This window comes from Candidatus Cytomitobacter indipagum, from assembly GCF_008189285.1.
Classification (GTDB): Bacteria; Pseudomonadota; Alphaproteobacteria; order CAJXXZ01; family 1604HC; genus Cytomitobacter; species Cytomitobacter indipagum.
Map to the genome: position 1 here is coordinate 39,838 of NZ_CP043315.1, position 20,134 is coordinate 59,971.

Here is a 20,134-nt window from a genome sequence, read left to right on the forward strand (position 1 = left end):
TTGCAACTTTATTGTGCTAAATTCATTGCATTTGTATTGATTGATTTAAATAAGTAAGAGTTGAAGTGCAAAATATTTTATATTTACAAAAGTTCTTCAAAGTCAGCCAAGTCTATTAAATTGCTTTTAAATAAACTGTTCTCATATTTTAGATTTCTTATAACAATTATATTAAAGCTACTTAAATTAGATCGATAAGAATAGTTGAGAGCAATTATTTAGATTGATAAAATTGGTTATTTTTTGCGCATTCTTTTAATTTTAATTTTAAGATAATTTGATATTTTATTATAATTTTAATTTAAAGCTTAATTTAAAAAACTATTCTTTTTTAATTAATAGTTGCTTAAAAATGAAAGGCAGGCCATCTTCATATCAGTCAATAAACTTCATGCCTTAATGCATATTGTTAGATTGCTTAAGGGTGAGTTTACAATGAAAAGTTTTTTCTGAACATATTGATAGCACAGCTTTTATGGCGCTGATATTAGAAAGGCGAAAAGAATCATTATCGCGCACAGCTATAGTCTGAACATCTTGTGTAATTTAAAACTCAAAACAATTAGTTTGTTCTGATGTTTGAAATCTGCCTTAACTAGATTGCTTAAATATTTAATCCTTAAATTCCCATTAACTAGATCACTTAAGTATAAATTTCAATGGATAGAATCAAAATTCTTTTTTGATCATATAGCTGCTTATTAGTTTTTTTCTACAAAAATTTAATTAAGACTAAGACTGTATTATAAAAGTGCAAGTGTTTAGAATTAACCTATTAAGATTTTTCTTTGTGAATTTTTTTTCAGTTTCGATAACGAAAAATTCTTTAATCCTATGAAGTCATAAGCATTAAAGAGTTGTTAGAAGCGAGAAAACTGGAGCGAATCGTAAAAACGTGAGAAACATTTTCACTGAAAACTCAAAACTTCCTATGAAGCTTTTCTTTTGGTTCAAGTAGAGTTAGCTTACCTTAAAATGAGAGTGTTTGTTGCAGTTAATAGCAATAGAAACAACGCTACTTAGCTCTGTAGATGTGATGAAATGAACTGCTGCAAGTTTTCATTGAGCTAAACTTGTTTTTCCTGCTATTGTGCAGATGATTTATTCTGATGATTTTGAAATCCTTGATTATTTAATGCGCATTTATAGAGCACTGAAATAAATTTGCAAAACTTTATATATTTTTGTTGTTGAAATATATTGCTTCCAATATGAGTGAAGTTTGGATCGAGACGCACTTACTTGTTATGTTTGTGAATTTATTTGCTTTTTTACTGTAAATGCATTTATTTCTATTAAGCGCTTCAAGAGAAGTTAGCAATGCGAATTGAAATATTTATTAGATTTATATAATTTGTAGCGTTTTATCAGTTTTGCCATTGAGCCATCTCAAAGACAATTTCTTGTGCCATATATAGGTTGTGAAATATTTATTACACATGCATCAGTTTTGCCTTAATTTGCTTCAAAAGAAATTGTTTATCCAGTGTTAATTGAAATATTTGCCTTTTAACAGTTCGCAGGAATTTCCTTTTTTGATTAATGTGGATTTTTATCTTTTTTATTTTCTATGATTTTGTTCTATATACTTGATATCACATAGTAAAAAAAGATAGCTTTAATTTTTTTTTGTTTTCTGGCTTTGTGTTGTATGTTTTTTTATATAGCTAAAATAGTTAATTAAAGCGAAAGTTCTTCAATTTGACTTATTTGACTTGTTAAATAATACAATAAGTCATTTTTAATTTTAATGATTATGAAATTGAGAAATTATGAAATTGAGAATTTTAATTTAATTAACTAGTGTATTTTTTTAAATTAATAATCATAGGAATTATAGCTCATATCAAACGCTTTGTTAAAAATTGTATTATTTCCCCCTTTTCCTGGTATTGCAAATATTACTTTCTTGAATAGTCCTTGGAATTCCTTTTCACTTAGCACTTCTTTGTAGCATTGTGTAATGAATTCTGGGCTATTTCCAAATACTCCACATCCCCATGCTCCTGTTATGAATGTATCGCTTCCAGTTATGTATGCAGCCTTAAGCTGGTCACGCATTTTAGCTTTGGTGATATTTTTGAACTCTTCTACATTTCCTTTTGAAAGATTGAATGCATATTGATCAAATTTTTTGTTTGATGCTCCTTTGCTAAGTTTGTCATTTATGCAGTATGCTGCTTGTACAACTACTGCAATATTATGAATTTTGTCAAATGGTTTATAGTCATCTTTCTTCGCTTTTCTGATCAATGAAACTCCTGGAGCGTAGATTATTTCGTTGTGAGCAATTGGATAAAGCGATGAATGTTGTTTTATTCTACTTTGAAGAATATGGAATAAATTTGTCGATCTGCACAAATCCTCTTCCTGTGCTGATGCTCCTTTTTTGAATCCTCCGCACATGTCTTCTTTGTTTGCAAAGTCTAATACAGCAACTTTAAGCCCTTGTTGAATTGCGGAATCAGATGCTGTGATGGAATCTGTATTCGCAACTTCTATTTTAGTGACATGTGTAGTTTTAGATTTTAATTTTTCATTGAATCTTTTGTTTAATTCTGTGGAATTATTTTTATACGTACTATTTGCTGCTTTTTTTGCGTTTAGACTTGTTTCATTATCTACATTCCAGTCATGGTGTTGGTTAGCAAAGATAGTTAATTCATAATCTCCTCTTGTGCTTCCTGGTTTGTATGCGCTCCAAGATTCTCCTGTTTTTGACACAATAACATCTGCAATCAATGCGCTTCCTGACCTATCTTTTGCATATTCAGGCTCTATCATAAGAGATGATCCTCTTTCATCTTTTTCAACAGAAGTAGAGGTAGAAGCTCCTTTTCCACCAGCAGATTCAAGTCCTTTTGACCCTTTGCTATAAGATTCTTGTTGTATTACAGAAGATCCTCTTCCAGCGGTAACTGCAGATCCTCTTCCAGCGGTAACTGCAGATCCTCTTCCACCAGAGGTAGAAGCTCCTTTTCCACCAGCAGATTCAAGTCCTTTTCCACCTTTTCCACCAGCTTCAACAATCTCTACAGTTTTTCTTGGTTGAGATGCGCCAAATCCACTAGGTTCTGCATTTTTTGATACATTATTGTAGAAATCATATTTTTCTGTAATGACTGCGTATCCTTCTATGTTTATAATTTTAAATTCTACCCCTATGCATTTTTCAATAGCTAATACCTGTTCACGTGCTAAATTATCCTCAGAAAATTTGTCTGTTTCTTTGAAATGTTGAGCCGTTTTAGATTGCGAGGAATGCATGTGATTCAATAGATCTTCTATGCTTCTATTTTTATTAATAGCCTCTTTAATTATTTGTTCTTGCTTATCACTGAGGCCTCGATATGTTGATTTAGCTACTTGTGTTAACAATGCTGTAATTATTGCGTAATAATCACTTCCATTTATTTCTCCACGCTTAGTTTTTTCATGCAAGCTTTTAATGGTAAAATTGACCGATTGCGCATTGTCTTTAATCAGATCTCCAAGTTCGTTTGCTAAACGTGAATTCAATTTTAATAATTCAAGTGAATGTATGCTGACTCCTATATCTTGCATTTTAATTGAGTTAGAATGCAATGCATTATAATCTATTCGATCCTGTTTTAAATTTATGCAATTTAAGTATGATGTCAATAAAAGTGGAATAATGTTTAATATTTTCATAATATATTCTAACATTTTAACTTTTGAAGTCAAGTAAATTTTTATTGTTGCAATTAGGCAAATTTAATCAATTGAATAAATAGGTTTTGCAATTGTATATATATTTGTTACAGTTATACATGACTATTGGAATTATTTTAGCTGCTGGAAAAGGGTCTAGATTTGGCTCAAAATCCAAGCTATTTGTCGAATTATGTGGTCAATATGTTTTAGACTATCCGATTAATTTATGTAAAGAATTAAGAATAGAAGAAATTAACTTGGTTGTTAAGGATAGAGAAGAAGATTTGGATAAATGCAATATTGAAGGGTGTAATATTATTTTACAATCCGATAAAAAAGGAACTGGTGGAGCCACTTTGTCTGCAGTTGAGAAATTTCAAAAACCTATTAATGGTAATGTTGTTATATTATTAGGGGATTGTCCTTTGGTGCTTGAGAACACAATAAGTCAAGCATTGAATAAATTAGATAATTACGATCTTATAATTGGAGGAGTTAAATCAGATTCAGATCATTCTTATGGGAGAATTATTTCAAAAAATGGAACAATTTTATCAATAGAAGAAAGTTCTGTTAAAAGTGAAATTACAGAATTTCGTAATGCTGGTTGGATGGTTTGTAATGGAAAATATCTCAATGATTTGCTTAGAAAGATTCCTTTAATTAATGGAGAATATTATTTAACAGAATGTGTTAGAATAGCTAATGAATTTGATTTGCGAGTTGGAATGATTGAAGTTAGTGAAGATATTGGAATAAATACAAAGTTGGATTATATTAATGCATCATCTGTATTACAGAAAAGATTTAGAGAAAATGCTATAAATAAAGGAGTTTTGATGATGGATCCTGATGCGGTTTATTTTTCAGCAAAAACTACTTTTGAAGATGATGTGCAAATAGATCCATATGTGACATTTAAAGGGAATGTAAAATTGCAATCTGGAAGTCATATCAAATCATTCTCTAGCATAGAATCTAGCACAATAGGGCAGAATGCTAAGATTGGCCCATTTGCTAATCTAAGAAATGGAACGATAGTTGGGGAAAAAGTAGAGATTGGATCTTTTGTAGAGACAAAAAAATCTGTATTTAAAAAGCAAAGCAAAGCAAAGCATCTCAGCTATATCGGAGATGCTGATATAGGAGAGGGGTCTAATATTTCTGCAGGAGTCGTATTTTGCAATTACGATGGAGTTAATAAAAACAAATCCAAAGTTGGAAAAAATGTTTTTCTAGGGGCTAATAGCTCTTATATTGCTCCATTGGAATTAGGAGACAATTCTCAAATTGGAGCTGGTAGCGTGATTACTAAAAATGTAAAAGATAATTCTCTTGCTGTTGCACGTTCTAAGCAAAATGAGTATAAAATAATAAATAAAAATAGGAGCAAAGATTAAATATGTGTGGTTTGATAGGTATAGTTCATAAAGAAGGCAATGTTTGCGAAAAAATACACAAGGGATTGGAATATCTTCAATATAGAGGATACGATTCTTGTGGTATTTCTGTCATGGAAGATGGGGAATTTTACGCAAATAAACAAATAGGGCCTATTTCTGGTCTGAAAAAAAATTGCCATAGTGGAAAAATAGGAATTGGACACACTAGATGGGCTACTCATGGATGCATCAGTATAAAAAATACCCATCCATTTATGCATAAAAATCTTGCAATTGTTCATAATGGGATTATAGAAAATCATTCTGAAATTAGAGACAAATATCCTGATTATCATTGGAAAACAGGATGTGATACAGAGTCTATTTTGAAGTCCACATATGAGCATTTAAAGGAATATAGAAATATTAACGATGAAATTACTGATCACGCTGATTGGAATTATGCATTTGAAAAGATGTCAGAAGAATTAGACGGGTCATTTGCTGTTGCATTTATGGATTTAAGCTACCCTGACACTTTATTTTTTATAAGAAAGGGATTAAGCCCTTTATCAATAGCTGTTTCAGATGACTTTGGAGCAATTGCATCTGATTGCCTTGCATTATCCGATATGTCTGATCATGTTATTGATATAGAAAATGGCCAATATGGATATGTAAAAGCTGGAAAATATGAAATTAAGCCAGGAAATATAAATGAAAAAAGACATATTATTAAATCTCCTAAAATGTCAGAGAAATCTCATGATACATGGTTTGCTCATGAGTTCCACACTCAACCAATGGTTTTGTCTAATGCGCTTCATAAATTTAACAGCGCTTTTACTTTATCAGATTTTGAGAAGCCTAAATTTATAGATATATTAGGATGTGGAAGTTCTTACTATGCAGGATGTGTAGGTAAGTATTGGATTGAAAAATATGCAAATATTATGTGCAGAGTTCAAATGTCTTCTGAGTGGAAAGATTTAAAAGGATACGATAGAACCATTGCACTTATTTCTCAATCAGGAGAAACAGCAGATACTTTAGCAGCTTTTGGAAAACAGCTTGGCGCACATAAGACTGTCGGTTTTGTGAATACTTTAGGAAGCAGCTTATCTAGAGCGGTAGATCATGTTGTGCCTACTTTTGTTGGTCAAGAAGTTAGCGTTGCATCTACAAAAGCCATGACTGGACAAATGCTATCTTTATTTTTATGGGCTACAAAATTATCTGGAGTCAACAAACAGGATGAATTAACTGAATTATTTGAAAAAATGTCTTGTTTAATCAATAAATTGCCTGAAAATACTAAAGAAGTAATAGATATATGTGCAAATGTTGATGATTTGTTTATTCTAGCCAAAGGGAATTTGGTTCCTATAGCGTATGAAGGTGCGTTAAAAATTAAAGAATTGGCATATGTTCATGCAGAAGCAATGAGCGCTAGTGAATTAAAGCATGGTCCTTTAGCGATGATTAATCCAGATTCATCTCAGGCAATTATATTTCTAGCCCCGTCTTCAAGCTCTCTTTGGAGCAAGATGCTTTCTGCTGTTGAAGAGGTTCATAGTAGAGGTGGGAAGGTCATTGTTATTAGCGATAAGCCTGAGAAGTTTAATGTTAATTATTCTGTAAAAATGCCATATATAGAGGAAGATTTAGCCCCATTTTTGTATATATTATCCATGCAGTGGATTGCTTATGGATTAGCAATAAGAAAAGGAAATGCAATTGATATGCCTAGAAATCTTGCAAAATCTGTCACAGTAGAATAATTTTAAATTAATTCATAGTTATCATTATTATTTTTGAAATAACTTGCATTTAGAAAGCAATCTTTTTCAATAATTTGACTAAGCCAGAAGGGCGATTATATCAAATCATATACAATTTCTTTATTTAATTTTTATGTCATGAAATTTGCATTATTTTTTTTAATATCTACAAATGTAAATTATTATAAGCTTGAAAATACTTAATTAAATTTAAGAGAATTTATTTAAACAATTTCATGTTTAAGAAATTTTTATTCGCATGCAAACTCTTCTAGTTTGTAATATCAGCCCCTTTTTGCATTAATTTTAGATGCTACAGTAAATTATTAACTGTTATCTCAAATCTAATGAAGTGTAATTTCTTTAATAAACAAATGGCATTTTTAGCGATGAATTTCTTAAAGCTTTTCTTAGAATATTAGTTGCTGATTAATTTATGCAATTCAAATATTGCTTGCTAATATTATTGCATTAACAATGAAAAAAGATTGATTTTTGATGTTAATCTTTCAAGTTATGGCAATAACACTCCAAACTTGATCATGAAATGATGCAAGTTTTTATAAATTAGATTTAGTTGCTTGATAATATCTATTAACGTTAGATTTATTGATTTATTTGCATATTAGATGTTTTATTTTTACTTAATTATTAATGCATTTTGGTATTTTTTAGCTCATATTCTATCTGCTAATATTTTATGCTTTCTAATTATTCGATTTTTTCATGCTAAATATAATTTATAAATATTATTGTAAGTTATAATTATTTCTCAAATTATTTTATCATTTGCTTAATATCTTGTAGCTCTGATTCAAGAGAATCTATGCTTTGTTCAATTTTCTTTATGCTATGCATTGCCGTTGTATGATCTTTCCCCCCAAGAAATCTTCCTATTTCTGGAAGAGAGCTATCTGTAAGCTCTCTACACAAATACATAGCTATTTGTCTTGGTTTAAGAATATTCCTTTTTCTAGATTTTGAGCAAAGCTCATCTTTTTCTATATTATAGTATTTACAAATTGAATCAATAATTAGTTCAGGTGTTATAGGTTTTTTATGCTGAACAAATTCCTTTAAAATTCCTTTAACTGTATCAAGATCAAGGTCTTTTTTGAAAAAATCTACATATGCTATAACTCTCATCAATGCTCCGCCTAATTCTCTTATGCTAGACTTAACGTTTTCAGCTATAAACTGAAGAATTTCATCATTGATATTTCTTCCTATAGATTTTTCCTTTAATATGCTTAATCGCAATTCATAGTTTGCGGGATGCAAATTCACAACTAATCCGCTACCCAATCTTGATCTCAATCTTTCTTCAATTCCAGATAATTCTGAAGGAGGCTTGTCTGCAGAAATAACCAATTGTTTTCCTTGAGATATTAGATACACAAAAGTGTGAAAAAATTCTTCTTGAGTTGAGTCCTTGCCTGATAAAAATTGAAAATCATCAATCATCAATATATCAAAAGATCTTAACTCTTCTTTGAAAGACATCATATCTTTTTGCTTTAATGCGTTGATAAATTTTAACATGAACTGCTCAGCAGATAAGTAGCAAACATTATTATTGTGGAAATTTTTCTTAATATACCATCCAATTGAATGCATTAGATGAGTTTTGCCAAGCCCAACAGGTCCGTATAAAAACAAAGGATTGAAAATTCTTTCTTCAGATTGCGCTATTCTTAATGCTGATGTGTAAGCCATTTCGTTTGATCTTCCAACAATGAAAGTTTCAAAAACCATATCTTTGCTTAAGGGAAGTGAATATTCATTTTTATTATTATACGATATTTCATTTTTTTGATTATTGATTTTAGAAGAAGATTCTTTTGCTAAAGTTTCCTTTACTTCGAATTCAATAGAAAGATTATGTTTTTTTGCGATATCTTGAACAATATCTAAATAGTGATTTTTAATCCAATTAGCAATGAATTTAGTTTTTACGCATGCATATAGCTTATCTTTAACTATATTAACCTCTACACCATCAAACCAACTACTCACAGTAGAGTCGCCAAGCTTGCTTTTTAGTTCAGTTAATATATCTTGCCAAACGCTGCTCATAAAATTCTATTCATCAAAAAATTCAAATTTTATTAAATAATTTAGCTAATCTTTCAATTTTTCTATCAGCATTAGCAGGGTGAACTATTCTTTTTCTTCCACATCTAGCTATGCAAGATTGAGTTTTTCTGAAAAGCTCAACATTTTTTTCTGCATTTTCGATAGATTTTCTCAATGCTTTAATAGAAGTTCTCATTGTGCTTAGGGCAGATTTATTTCTACCCCTAGCTCCTCCAATATTCTCATCTCTGCGAATACGTTTTTTAGTAGCTGTATGATTAGCCATTATTTACCTCTTTTGACATATACATAATTCTACAACATATTTTCATATCAATAAATAGCATTTTACTATTTCTTCCTTCCAATAAATGATTCTAATATTGTCATTGCTGACAATGCGTCATCTGTTTCTAATTTATGACCCCCACTATACATTGATGAGACGTATGAGCTTGTACATCTTTCATCTCGTTTTACTATTGGTCCTTTCCAAGATTTTTGTAAATTATCAATAAATTTTTGAGTTTCTTTGCATTGAAAGGCTTCTTCTCCCTTCATATTTAAGGGCCATCCTATAATAACCCCAACAACATCTCTTTCTTTTATTAATTGTAAAACTATATCTACAATAAATTTTTTTGGCCCATATACTCCATTAGGGATTGCAAGTTCCTGATTATAATCGCAGAAAGCTACTCCAGTTCTTACTTCTCCATAATCTAATCCAATTAACACTCCAGATGTGGGAATACTTTCTTCTGATATTGAGATATTATTTCCTGATTCAGATGCAATGCTACTTGCCCCTTCAATGCTATCTTTTTCTATTGAGATTTTATCTTCTGATTTTGAGATGCTGTCTATTGTTTGCATTATCTTTTTGCCAAACTATTTAATGGGACAATTTTTACTACATTGCCAAATTTAACTTGAGCATGATGAACTCCAGTTTCCTCAACAATTCCATGTCCAAATATATCATGAAATACTTTGTTTCCATTTTTCTTGTGCTTAAATGACTGGAAAGTTGAATTTTTTGAATCTAGCTCTTTTAAAAATCTAGATGGAGTTGTAGACATGTATTTTCCATGCTGCATTCTGCTTTGTGCGTATGATATTGCTAAGTAAGATCTAGCTCTTGTTAGCGCAACATATGCTAATCTTCGCTCTTCTTCAGTGTTAGCTCTTGATCTTATATGAGGAAACAACCCTTCTTCCCATCCAGGCAAAAATACGATATCAAATTCCAATCCTTTTGCTGCATGAACTGTCATCAGTTGAACATCTTTATCATCATCAGACTTTATATTGCTCCATAGAACATAATTTGCATATTCTTCTGCTCCTTCAAACTCTCCAACAGATTCCAGCCATCTGTTTAGATTTTCTTGTCTAGGAGGTTCAGATGCTTCAAACAATCCAGATTCTTCAATTATTTTTTTAGCTAATTTTGAAAAAGGAAGGGGAGAGCTTTTCCATGAATCAAATTGATCTAGAATTTCCTTTAATTTATTATTTGTAGATTCATTTAATCCGCTATTGTCTATTTTATCTTTTACAGAAGCTCCAGGAGAGCTTTCTATTTTATCTATAGTAGTTTTTCCTATTCCTCGTTTTGGAGATTGAATCAATCTGCTGAAAGCCATGAAGTCATTTGGATTAGCTAGAAATCTAATGTATGAAACAGCATCTTTGATTTCAGCTCTATCAAGCAATTGAATCGATCCAACAATAGAATATTTGATATTTGCATTAAGAAGGCTTTCCTCCATAGAGTCCATTTGCGCTGAAGTTCTGAATAATATTGCTACAGATGCGTCAGGATTTTTTTCTTTTTCCTGAGCAATAATTTTGCAAATCTCGCTACTTTCTTCTTTTTCATGAATAGCAACAAATACATCTACTTTTCTATCTGAAACAGAATTTGGCAGTAATTCTTTGTCTATTCTATTTTTATTGAATTTAATAAGTGAGTTTGCGCTTTTTATAATCTTATCAGTAGATCTGTAGTTTTGGTCCAATATAATTCTTTGTGAGTTTTTAAATTCTTCACCAAAGCCAAGAATGTATTTTATATTTGAGCCTCTAAATGAGTAGATTGCCTGATCTGGATCTCCAACACAGCATAATTGATTTTCTTTTCCACATATTAGTTTTAGCCATTCATGTTGGACTTCGTTTATATCTTGATACTCATCCACGCAAATTAGTTTATATTGTTCTTTATATTGCGCCAAAACTGATGGGTTATTTTTCCATAATTTAATTGCATTAACTAACAAGTCAGCAAAATCCATCGCATTCATTTCTTTTAGTCTTTTTTGATATATCTCTCCAATATCTCTTTCTGCAGGATTTAGGTCTCCGAATGTGCCTTTTTCTTTTGCTCTTTGAATTAGCTCCAAAATCTGACTTGGCCTAGAATCTTTGAATTTCATATGACTCATAATTTTTCTTATTAACTGCAATTGATCATCATATGAAAGAACTTGAATGTTCTCAAATCCTAATAATTTTTCATGAGTTTGCACGATATTTAAAGAGATTCTATGAAAAGTCCCTATTGAAATCATAGATGCAAAATGGCCCAAATGAGATTCTAGCCGTTTTTTCATTTCATGCGTGGCTTTATTAGTGAATGTAGTTGCCATTATTTGATTAGGAAGAACTAATCCCTGATCAATGTAATGACATATCTTTGATACAATTGTTTTTGTTTTACCAGTTCCCGCTCCAGCTACTATAAGCAGGTTATCTTTGCACTGAACCGCTTTTTCCTGGTTTGGATTTAAATTATGCATATAGCTAATTTGTACCACATTTTGCGCAAGCTATAAATTCATGAAGAGATATAATATAATTTAGGAATGAAGAGAAATATTTTCATTGCTTTTTCTATGCTAACTGCATTTATTTATGTAAAACAATTGAAAAAATATCAGATTCAAAAAATAACTATTCTAGGAAATATAATGACAACAAAAAATGAAGTTGTTAAATTGATTCCTAAGGGAATGTATGAGTGTAATGCAGCAAAAATAAGGCGCAATATGATCAAAATGCCATGGGTTGCAGATTGTACAGTAAAAAAAGTGTGGCCATATGAGGTTGTTGTTTTTATTGAAGAAGAGATTCCTATTTTTGAAAATGCCAATTTTTATATTACTTCAGTAGGCAAAATGATCAAGAAAGATTCTAGGGAATATCCAATTTCTAGAATTAAGTTTTCAGGAAAGTTTGTAGCATCTGAAATTGAGAATGCATTTAAGATTATGTCTCAACATGAAGATTTATTAGAAAAAGTTGATGCAATACATAGAAAACGAGAAGATAGATTTGATCTTAACATTAAAAATAAAACAATTAAATGTTTAGATGGAGATCTTAATCGCTGTATTATAAGATATTTATCTTTGCCTAAATATATTCCTAATTCTAAAAATATTGATCTAAGGCATCCACAAAGAGCCGTTTTTTACTAAATCAATAATATTATTTTCTTCATGAATTGAATTGGTTGAAATAGCAATTGACCTTTAATTATGCTAATAATGCAAATTCTTCATATTCAGAATTTAAAAAATTCTTAATTTAACAGATTAACAATATTCACATTTAATTTAATAATAGCTTGCATTTAATTTGAGTGTAATTCACATTTAATTTTAATAAGAGTCAATGTTTAATTAGAATCCATATTAATTTTTAATGTCAGTTTTGTAAAATTTTGTAAAAATACAGATAGAGTGGGATTCGAACCCACGAGATACTCGCGCATCTGCCGGTTTTCAAGACCGGTGCTTTCGGCCGCTCAGCCATCTATCCGATTTTATGATATCAAAAAATTATGATATGTTGTAGATGTTATGGGAAAAATATTTTATTATGCAAAATCTGCTCTATTTATATCGATAATGTATTCATTTACAGCATTGTATTTTGTAGTCGGGTTGCCACTTTTATTTAGTGAATCTTTCACGTACAAATACATGAGATCATGGTGCAAAATCATGATTGCTATAGTGCGTTTTTTTGGAGTGAAGAGTGAGATTGTTGGAAAAGTTCCTTCTGGGTCTGCGATTATATGTTCAAATCATCAGTCATATTATGAAATAATATTATTATTTGCAGCATTGGATAGGCCTGTTTTTGTTTTAAAAGCAAGTATTTTGAAAATTCCAATTTATAATTTATATTGCAAAGTAATGGGAATGATACCTGTTGATAGATCAAGATTTAATAAAGATTGGCAAGATTTGGCGAAAAAACAATTAGAAAAAGGCAAGCAAGTGATTATGTTTCCCGAAGGAACTAGAGTTCCTATTGGAAGGACTGTTTCATATAAACCTGGAGCATTTAAATTGGCAAAAGATATGAATATGCAAATATATCCTGCTAGCACTAATGCAGGAGAGATATGGTCTGGTCCAGGATTTTTGAAAAAAACAGGAAAAGTTTATGTAAAATTTCATGATCCAATTGATCCAGACCCAATTTTGCTAAGAGATGCAATTAATTCTGTTGTTAAAATATAATTTAAATAACGAGCTGCTAATGCAATTTCACTGCTTCTGTTTGTTTTTATTTCTTAAGAAGATAGATTTTTTCATCTAAAATTGATTTTACCATTGAAATATTATTTGAAAGTTTGTCAATATAATCTGACTGTTTCTATTTATTAAAAAATTAAATACAGCTTTTTATTTATCTAAAATTGATTTTACCATCGAAATATTATTTGAATTTTACTGTTTAGATATTATTTGAAGTTTAGATATTATTTGAATTTTTAATCTGAGCTCTTTAAGCGCTTTCAGTATTATTGATTGCATAGTATATTTTATATATGTTTAATATTGCGATTATTGGTGCTTCAGGATTGATTGGAAGGTCAATTTTAAGTGTTTTGCATGAAAGAAAATTTCCTATCAAGAATTTGTATTTACTTGCAAGAAAAGAGCAAGAGATTTCTTTCGACGATAAGGTATTTAAATGCAATCGTCTTGATGAATTTGATTTTAAATCTGCCGATATAGTTTTTAATGCTACAGATAGAAGTGTAATTATGAAATATATGGGCGATATTGTTGAATCTGGAGCGTTTTTGATTGACAAATCAGATGCGTTACGCATGGATAAAGACGTTCCTCTTGTTGTTTCTGAGGTTAATTATGAAATTAATAAAGATAAAATAGAAGCAAATAAAATAGTTGCATCTCCTAATTGTGTGGCTATGCCTGCTGCAATAATATTGAGCGCTTTGTTGCGAAAAACAAAAATAAGCCATGTGTTTATGACTGCGCTTCAATCTGTATCTGGAGTAGGGGGTAGTGGAACAAAAGGCCTACTAGAAGAAACAAAGAAAAGCTTAATGTCTTCTCATCTTAATCCTGCTTATTTTGAAAAAGTTATTGCATTCGATATTTTGCCCAAAATTGGTGAAATTAATTCAGATCTTTCGTCCACAGAAGAGTTGAAAATTAAAAAAGAAATAAACAAAATAATTAAAAATAAATTATATATGCATGTGACATGTGCTAGAGTTCCAGTTTTGACAGGACATGCAATTGACATGCATATTCCATGCGATCTAAGCAGAGAAGATGCTGTTAAGGCATTAAAAAGCATGGAGTGTATTCATGTTTGCGATAGAGAAGATAATACGTATGTTACTCAACGAGAATCAGCTGGAGAAGATGAGATCTTTGTTAATAGAATTAGACACATAGATGGAGTTTTAAGCATGTGGGTTTCATATGATAATATTAGATCTGGTGGCGCTATCAATGGAGTGAAAATTGCCGAAAAAATTATTCAAAGCTTGAAATCTACTAATTAAATCTTTTTTTGTATTGGTCAAATTTAATTCATAATTAGCTTTCTTTAATTTATAAAACTATCTTTTTTATATTTTAATCATTATGCAAAAGCATTATACAAAATTTATTTCTGATTTATTTCTGATTTATTTCTGATTTATTTCTGATTTATTCCTTCATCTTACTAGAGATATTTTTATATTTTAATTTTCAAATCACATAAAGTGACAGATTAAAGAAAGTTAGTTTAGTTTATAAATTTATTGATGATATAGAATTATTAATGATGAAGAAATTGTGAAGTTATGATATTTAACGTAGAGCTTTTTCACAATTATTTAAAATTTAGCGTTTATTTTTTACTATTGCTCAATTTAGCGTTTATTTTTACGATAATTCAAAATGTATCTTTCCAACTTTATTTAAAATTCAATTCAATCTCTTTGAAATATTTTCACCAACTTATTTCTGCTTAAGTTTAAATTAATCGTTATTTAACATCTATTTGTGTTTTTTTATCTTTAATTTTTTATGAACTTATTTTCTATTTTTTTTATTATCAATTAGATCTGTGTATTTTTTTAGAAATTCCAATGCTGCATTTTTTTCAGCTGCTCTTATTGATTGGCTTACTCCAATTGTTATTTGCGTATTTACTTGTAATTCAACTGTATATTCTGGTTTGTGAGGAGGGCCATGCTGACTTACAAGTGTGTATTTGTATTCTTTTGAAGTTTTGTGAGTCCATTTTTGCAACAAAGATTTTGGATCTAATTCAGCAAAGCTCATAGCCTCTTTAGGCCAATTGTTTTGTACCAATTTGTATGCAGAATCCCACTCTCCATCTAAGAATACCGCCCCTATAATTGCTTCGCATGTATCTGCAAGAACGTTATCTGAATTTTCTCCTTTATATAATATGTAATCTTGAACATTCCACATTCTTGCTATCTTCAAAAGGGTGTGTTTGTTAACTTTTGTAGCTAATTCTTCAGCACACTCTTGCTCCGATTCATGTTTTTGACTCCATATCATTTTTGCTATTGATAAATTAAGAACCCTATCTCCTATGAATTCTAATAATTCAAACTTAGATTTTTTATAACTAGGATGCGTGATCGCGTTTTTAGAATAAAAATTATTTTTAAATTTATAATTTATATTTTCTTCTAGCAACTTGATTGATTTAGATAAATCTTCCAATTCTACTCCATTTTATGTTGATAATCATGCTAATGATGCTAAATGGCAATCTTATGATCCATGATATCCAGTTATTTTCTTGAGCCATTCTAGAGCTTGATCCAAATATGATCAAAGTAGGCTTTCCTATAATTCTATCGTAAGAAACAGAGGAAACAAAATTGTGAAATCTAAAATCTTGCGAAAAGTGCATATTGTCTCCCATGCAAAATACATGCCCATTTGGCACTTCAAATATTTCTGTATTGTCTGATGCAATGTTTCTATCAGAAATATTATCCGGATCCCTTCTCAATATCTCATAAGATTTTCCAGATGGAAGTGTGACAGAAAACACACTCATATCTTCTTTGCTTCCATTGTCATGAATAAGTTCATATGCTTCTTTATATTCTATTTTCATAGCTTCGTTATTAATATATATTGTTCCATTTTTCATTTGAACTTTATCTCCATTTATACCGATTATTCGTTTTGTATAAAGCTTAGAAGGCTCTTTATCTATTGAGAAACATATAACATCTCCTCTTTGTGGAGTTTTTGCCATTATTTTATTTTTCCAAAATGGCAACATTCCACCTATAAATGGAATAGACATTCTAGAAAATCCATAATTATATTTAGTTGCGATAACAACATCTCCATTTTCCATTGTTCTAGACATTGATTCAGATGGAACGATATATGGTTCAAATAAGAATATGCGAACAAATATTATCAATCCTATGAAAATATTATTTCTTAATTTCTTTGTAATTTGCACTATTTTACCTATAAATTCCTTGTTAGCCACACATTATCATGATTAAATATGAATGTATAGTAAGTAAAACAGTAAGTAATTTTCAATTGATCTATAAAAAAATGCTTATCGATGATAAAATCTAATACTGAGTTTATGCTGAAAAGAGGAACCATGAGCATATTAAATAAAATGATAATGAATGGAAAAGAAATATTCCCCTTAGTCGAGGGAGGAAAGGGGATTTCTGCGACAAATGGGGAAAGCTCTGGAGCATGGGCTGCATGTGGTGGAATTGGAACTATTTCTGCTGTATATGGCGATGTTGTAGAAGATAAATTAGTTCAAATCAAAGGAATAGATGGGTTTGATGGCCCAACAAGAGATGAAAGATCATTGCAATTGGCTGAACATACAATCAAAGCAACTGTATCTCAAATTAAAATTGCTAAAGAGAGATCAAATGGAAATGGTCTTTTGAATATTAATTTACTTTGGGAGTTAGCAAAAACTAAAGAAATAATGCATGGCGTTTTGGAAAAAGCAGGTCATTTGTTAAATGGAGTTACGTGTGGAGCGGGAATTCCTTACAAATTAGCTGAAATAGTATCAAAATATGGATTGCTATATTACCCAATTGTCTCATCTGCATTAGTTTTTAAGATTTTATGGAAGCGAGCTTATTCTAAATACAAAGAAACTCTTGGCGCTGTAGTGTATGAAGATCCTTGGGTTTCTGGAGGTCATTTAGGGATTAGTAATAGGGAAGACCCTAAAAAAAGAGAAAGTGCACTAGATAGAGTGATTAGCTTGAGAAAAACTATGAATGAATTAGGTTTGCAATCTACTCCTATTATTATGGCTGGAGGAGTTTGGCATCTTAGTGATTATGAAAAAGATTGGATTAACAATGATTTTCTACAACCTATAATGTTTCAACTTGGAACAAGGCCATTGTTGACACAAGAAAGTCCTATTTCAGATGAATGGAAAATGAAGCTGTTTGATTTGAAAGAAGGAGATGTAGAGATAAATAAATTTAGCCCTACAGGATTTTATTCTTCTGCTGTTGGAAATTCGTTTTTGCGAGAATTGCAGGGCATAAGCGAAAGACAAGTTGCATATTCTAGAGAAAAAGATGAAAATTTCTCCGCAGAATACAAACAAGGAAGAAGAAGTATTTATTTTCACAGTGATGATTTGACCAAAGTTCTTGATTGGAATGCAAAGGGATATGATAAAGGAATGTATACCCCAGATGAAACAATAGTTTTTGTAACTGAAGAAAAGTCAAAGCAAATTGTTCAAGATCAAATTAATTGCGTTGGATGTTTGAGTAATTGCAAGTTTAGTAATTGGTCTAACTCGGAAAGTGGAACCACTGGAATGAAGCCAGATCCTAGATCTTTTTGCATATACAAGACATTGCATAATATATCTCACGGGCAATCTGTTGATAATAACTTGATGTTTGGTGGATACAATGCATATAAATTTGGACAAGATCCATTTTATTTCAAGAATGGAAAGAAGTTCATTCCTACAGTTAAAGAATTATTCGAAAGAATGTTGACTGGATATTAAAAAAATTAATTTTTTCTATAATCAGGAAATAGTTTTTTATAAAAGCAGTTTAAGTAATGTATTTCGTTTGCAAATAGTTTTGTATCAAAGTATTTTAATTTTTCAAATAATTTAAATAAAATAAATTCTGCCTAAGCAATGTCTTTTTGTAGGTAAATTTATAACACTTTAAATTTCATCTAAAGCAATATTTCTGAATCATTAATAAATATTATCGCATTTTGAATTGCTTCTTATGGCAAGCTAAGCTTTTTTTTATTTAAGTATCTTAGAAATATTTATAGTGACTTTGTTCTTTTCAGAATATAAAGTTAAATTTTTATTGCATTTTATTTATTGAAATAAACTAAGCTTTGTTCATGCGCTTCAAATAGAAATAGAATTATGGAATAAGCTAATTGTTATTTAAGTATTCGAATGGCAATAGAATAGAATTAAACAGTCCTTTGAAGTATATAAAAATTAAAGTTTATGATTTGTGCATCATAAGAATAGCATTCATTTTACGTTTTTTTGCAAAAGCATACTTTACGCTTTTTGCAAAAACATAATGTGAGACTTTCCCTCTATTTTTTCTTTTAATACTTTGAAATTTGCATGCTCATACTGATGTTTTCTGTATGATCTTACAGATATTATCGAATTTTCATCTATTAAATTTTTCTCTAACAGGTTTTCCAAAACTAAATTTTCTTTTTGTTCTGGAAATGGCAAATCTATAAATAATGTATCAAAAACCTCGTCAGGGAAATTAACTTTTAATGCGTTGGATATGTATGTTCTTGCCTTTATGTTCAGAATATCTGAGTTTATATCCCACTTTTTTACTGTTTCATTTAGATTTCTTATTACAGATGGGTCTTTGTCTACAAAAACAACTTCATTTGCTCCACGTGAAAGAGCTTCTAATCCTAAAGATCCGCTTCCACAGCATAAATCAAGAACTTTATTTATTTTTTGTCTACTCTCTATTGTATCGAAAATTACTCGTCTAATTCTCGCTAAAGGAGGTCTAGCAGGATGAATAACAGGCATAGATTTCATGCGATATATTCCCTTTATAATGCGGGGATTTATAACTCGTTTATTAAGCACAGAATGACTTTCCACATGCACATTTGCACTGTTCGTTAGGATTATTGAATACAAACCCTGAAGCACTTTCAGTTTCGTGATAGTCTATTGTAGCCTCAGAAAGCATTTTTAATGTATCGTCATCCATAAATGCTTTAACTCCATTTGTATCAATGTAATGCTCGCCATTTATTTCAAATACATATTCCATTCCATAAGACATTCCAGCACATCCATCTCTAGCAACATTTATTCTTATTCCTAGAGGTTTTTTGCCTTTTTTTTGCTCGTATTGGTCGAATTTTTCAATAATTTTACTAGCAGCTTTTTCAGATATGCAAGGAGGAACAATATTTTCCAACTTCACTTCTGTTGTATCATTTGAACAGTTCATTCTTTCCCTTTCTTGATTAATCTTTTAGAGATTAAATTTTCTATAGCATCTGTGATTGCTTCTTCTGCCAAAACTGAACAATGTGTTTTGATGGCAGGAAGAGATAATTCATCAGCTATATCTTTATTTGTAATTTTTTTAGCCTCTTCAAGTGTTAATCCCATTACTTTTTCTGTAAGAACAGAGCTTGATGCAATTGCTGATCCACATCCAAAAGTTTTGAATTTTACATCTGCAATTCTATCACTATCATCAACTTTAATATATATTTTCAATACATCTCCGCATCCTGGTGATCCAACAAATCCTACTCCAACATTATCATCTGTTTCATCCATAGATCCAACATTTTTTGGATTTCTGAATGCTTCATTAATTTTTTCGTTATATCTATTCATAAT

The 20,134-nt window shown here is 30.3% G+C and carries 16 protein-coding genes and 1 tRNA gene; 6 read left to right on the plus strand and 11 right to left on the minus strand.

Going from position 1 to position 20,134, the window contains the following annotated elements; all coding sequences use genetic code 11:
* Window positions 1-1,818: 1,818 nt before the first annotated feature.
* Complete coding sequence (locus tag FZC35_RS00185; RefSeq protein WP_172618970.1) at window positions 1,819-3,672, minus strand: TIGR02452 family protein; 1,854 nt, start codon at window positions 3,670-3,672, stop codon at window positions 1,819-1,821.
* A gap of 119 nt (window positions 3,673-3,791) precedes the next feature.
* Between FZC35_RS00185 and FZC35_RS00190 the strand changes: the two genes are divergently transcribed.
* Window positions 3,792-5,075, plus strand: a complete 1,284-nt coding sequence (locus tag FZC35_RS00190) for an NTP transferase domain-containing protein (RefSeq protein WP_172618971.1) — start codon at window positions 3,792-3,794, stop codon at window positions 5,073-5,075.
* 2 nt (window positions 5,076-5,077) lie between these two features.
* Window positions 5,078-6,838, plus strand: coding sequence for a glutamine--fructose-6-phosphate transaminase (isomerizing) (gene glmS / locus FZC35_RS00195; protein WP_148980659.1), 1,761 nt, complete (start codon window positions 5,078-5,080; stop codon window positions 6,836-6,838).
* Between the two features lie 777 nt (window positions 6,839-7,615).
* On the opposite strand, the gene dnaA is transcribed toward glmS, so the two are convergent.
* From dnaA to FZC35_RS00215, 4 genes are all read right to left on the minus strand, one after another.
* Window positions 7,616-8,914, minus strand: coding sequence for a chromosomal replication initiator protein DnaA (dnaA, locus tag FZC35_RS00200; protein ID WP_148980660.1), 1,299 nt, complete (start codon window positions 8,912-8,914; stop codon window positions 7,616-7,618).
* 22 nt (window positions 8,915-8,936) lie between these two features.
* On the minus strand, window positions 8,937-9,200 hold the full coding sequence (rpsT, locus tag FZC35_RS00205) for a 30S ribosomal protein S20 (RefSeq protein ID WP_148980661.1): 264 nt from the start codon (window positions 9,198-9,200) through the stop codon (window positions 8,937-8,939).
* A 65-nt stretch (window positions 9,201-9,265) separates the two neighbouring features.
* Window positions 9,266-9,790, minus strand: coding sequence for a Holliday junction resolvase RuvX (gene ruvX / locus FZC35_RS00210; RefSeq protein ID WP_148980662.1), 525 nt, complete (start codon window positions 9,788-9,790; stop codon window positions 9,266-9,268).
* Entirely contained in the window at window positions 9,790-11,736 is a 1,947-nt protein-coding gene (locus FZC35_RS00215; protein WP_148980663.1) for an ATP-dependent helicase, read from the minus strand. The genes ruvX and FZC35_RS00215 overlap by 1 nt, the downstream gene beginning before the upstream one ends.
* A 48-nt stretch (window positions 11,737-11,784) precedes the next feature.
* Here FZC35_RS00215 and FZC35_RS00220 point away from each other — a divergent pair, with 48 nt between their 5' ends.
* Complete coding sequence (locus FZC35_RS00220) at window positions 11,785-12,399, plus strand: cell division protein FtsQ/DivIB (protein WP_148980664.1); 615 nt, start codon at window positions 11,785-11,787, stop codon at window positions 12,397-12,399.
* A 256-nt stretch (window positions 12,400-12,655) separates the two neighbouring features.
* On the opposite strand, the gene FZC35_RS00225 is transcribed toward FZC35_RS00220, so the two are convergent.
* Window positions 12,656-12,742, minus strand: a tRNA-Ser gene (locus FZC35_RS00225).
* A gap of 185 nt (window positions 12,743-12,927) precedes the next feature.
* On the opposite strand from FZC35_RS00225, the gene FZC35_RS00230 reads away from it, so the two are divergent.
* A complete protein-coding gene (locus FZC35_RS00230) occupies window positions 12,928-13,452 on the plus strand; it encodes a lysophospholipid acyltransferase family protein (protein ID WP_172618973.1) in 525 nt (174 codons plus the stop codon).
* A gap of 311 nt (window positions 13,453-13,763) precedes the next feature.
* The gene (locus FZC35_RS00235) at window positions 13,764-14,756 is read left to right on the plus strand and encodes an aspartate-semialdehyde dehydrogenase (RefSeq protein WP_148980666.1); all 993 of its coding nucleotides are present in this window, start codon (window positions 13,764-13,766) and stop codon (window positions 14,754-14,756) included.
* 517 nt (window positions 14,757-15,273) lie between these two features.
* Here FZC35_RS00235 and FZC35_RS00240 read toward each other — a convergent pair.
* On the minus strand, window positions 15,274-15,939 hold the full coding sequence (locus FZC35_RS00240; RefSeq protein WP_148980667.1) for a ribonuclease III family protein: 666 nt from the start codon (window positions 15,937-15,939) through the stop codon (window positions 15,274-15,276).
* Window positions 15,923-16,732 (minus strand): signal peptidase I, encoded by an 810-nt coding sequence (gene lepB / locus FZC35_RS00245; protein ID WP_148980668.1) that lies wholly within the window; start codon window positions 16,730-16,732, stop codon window positions 15,923-15,925. Before lepB ends, FZC35_RS00240 begins: the two co-directional genes overlap by 17 nt.
* Window positions 16,733-16,855: 123 nt before the next feature.
* Here lepB and FZC35_RS00250 point away from each other — a divergent pair, with 123 nt between their 5' ends.
* Window positions 16,856-18,265, plus strand: coding sequence for an NAD(P)H-dependent flavin oxidoreductase (locus tag FZC35_RS00250; protein ID WP_148981142.1), 1,410 nt, complete (start codon window positions 16,856-16,858; stop codon window positions 18,263-18,265).
* 528 nt (window positions 18,266-18,793) lie between these two features.
* On the opposite strand, the gene FZC35_RS00255 is transcribed toward FZC35_RS00250, so the two are convergent.
* Genes FZC35_RS00255 through FZC35_RS00265 form a run of 3 tightly spaced genes read right to left on the minus strand, consistent with a single transcriptional unit; the run spans window position 18,794 to window position 20,131 of the window.
* On the minus strand, window positions 18,794-19,426 hold the full coding sequence (locus tag FZC35_RS00255) for an RsmD family RNA methyltransferase (RefSeq protein WP_320410365.1): 633 nt from the start codon (window positions 19,424-19,426) through the stop codon (window positions 18,794-18,796).
* Window positions 19,353-19,733, minus strand: a complete 381-nt coding sequence (locus tag FZC35_RS00260; protein WP_148980670.1) for a HesB/IscA family protein — start codon at window positions 19,731-19,733, stop codon at window positions 19,353-19,355. Before FZC35_RS00260 ends, FZC35_RS00255 begins: the two co-directional genes overlap by 74 nt.
* Window positions 19,730-20,131 (minus strand): iron-sulfur cluster assembly scaffold protein, encoded by a 402-nt coding sequence (locus FZC35_RS00265; protein ID WP_148980671.1) that lies wholly within the window; start codon window positions 20,129-20,131, stop codon window positions 19,730-19,732. Before FZC35_RS00265 ends, FZC35_RS00260 begins: the two co-directional genes overlap by 4 nt.
* Window positions 20,132-20,134: the final 3 nt, after the last annotated feature.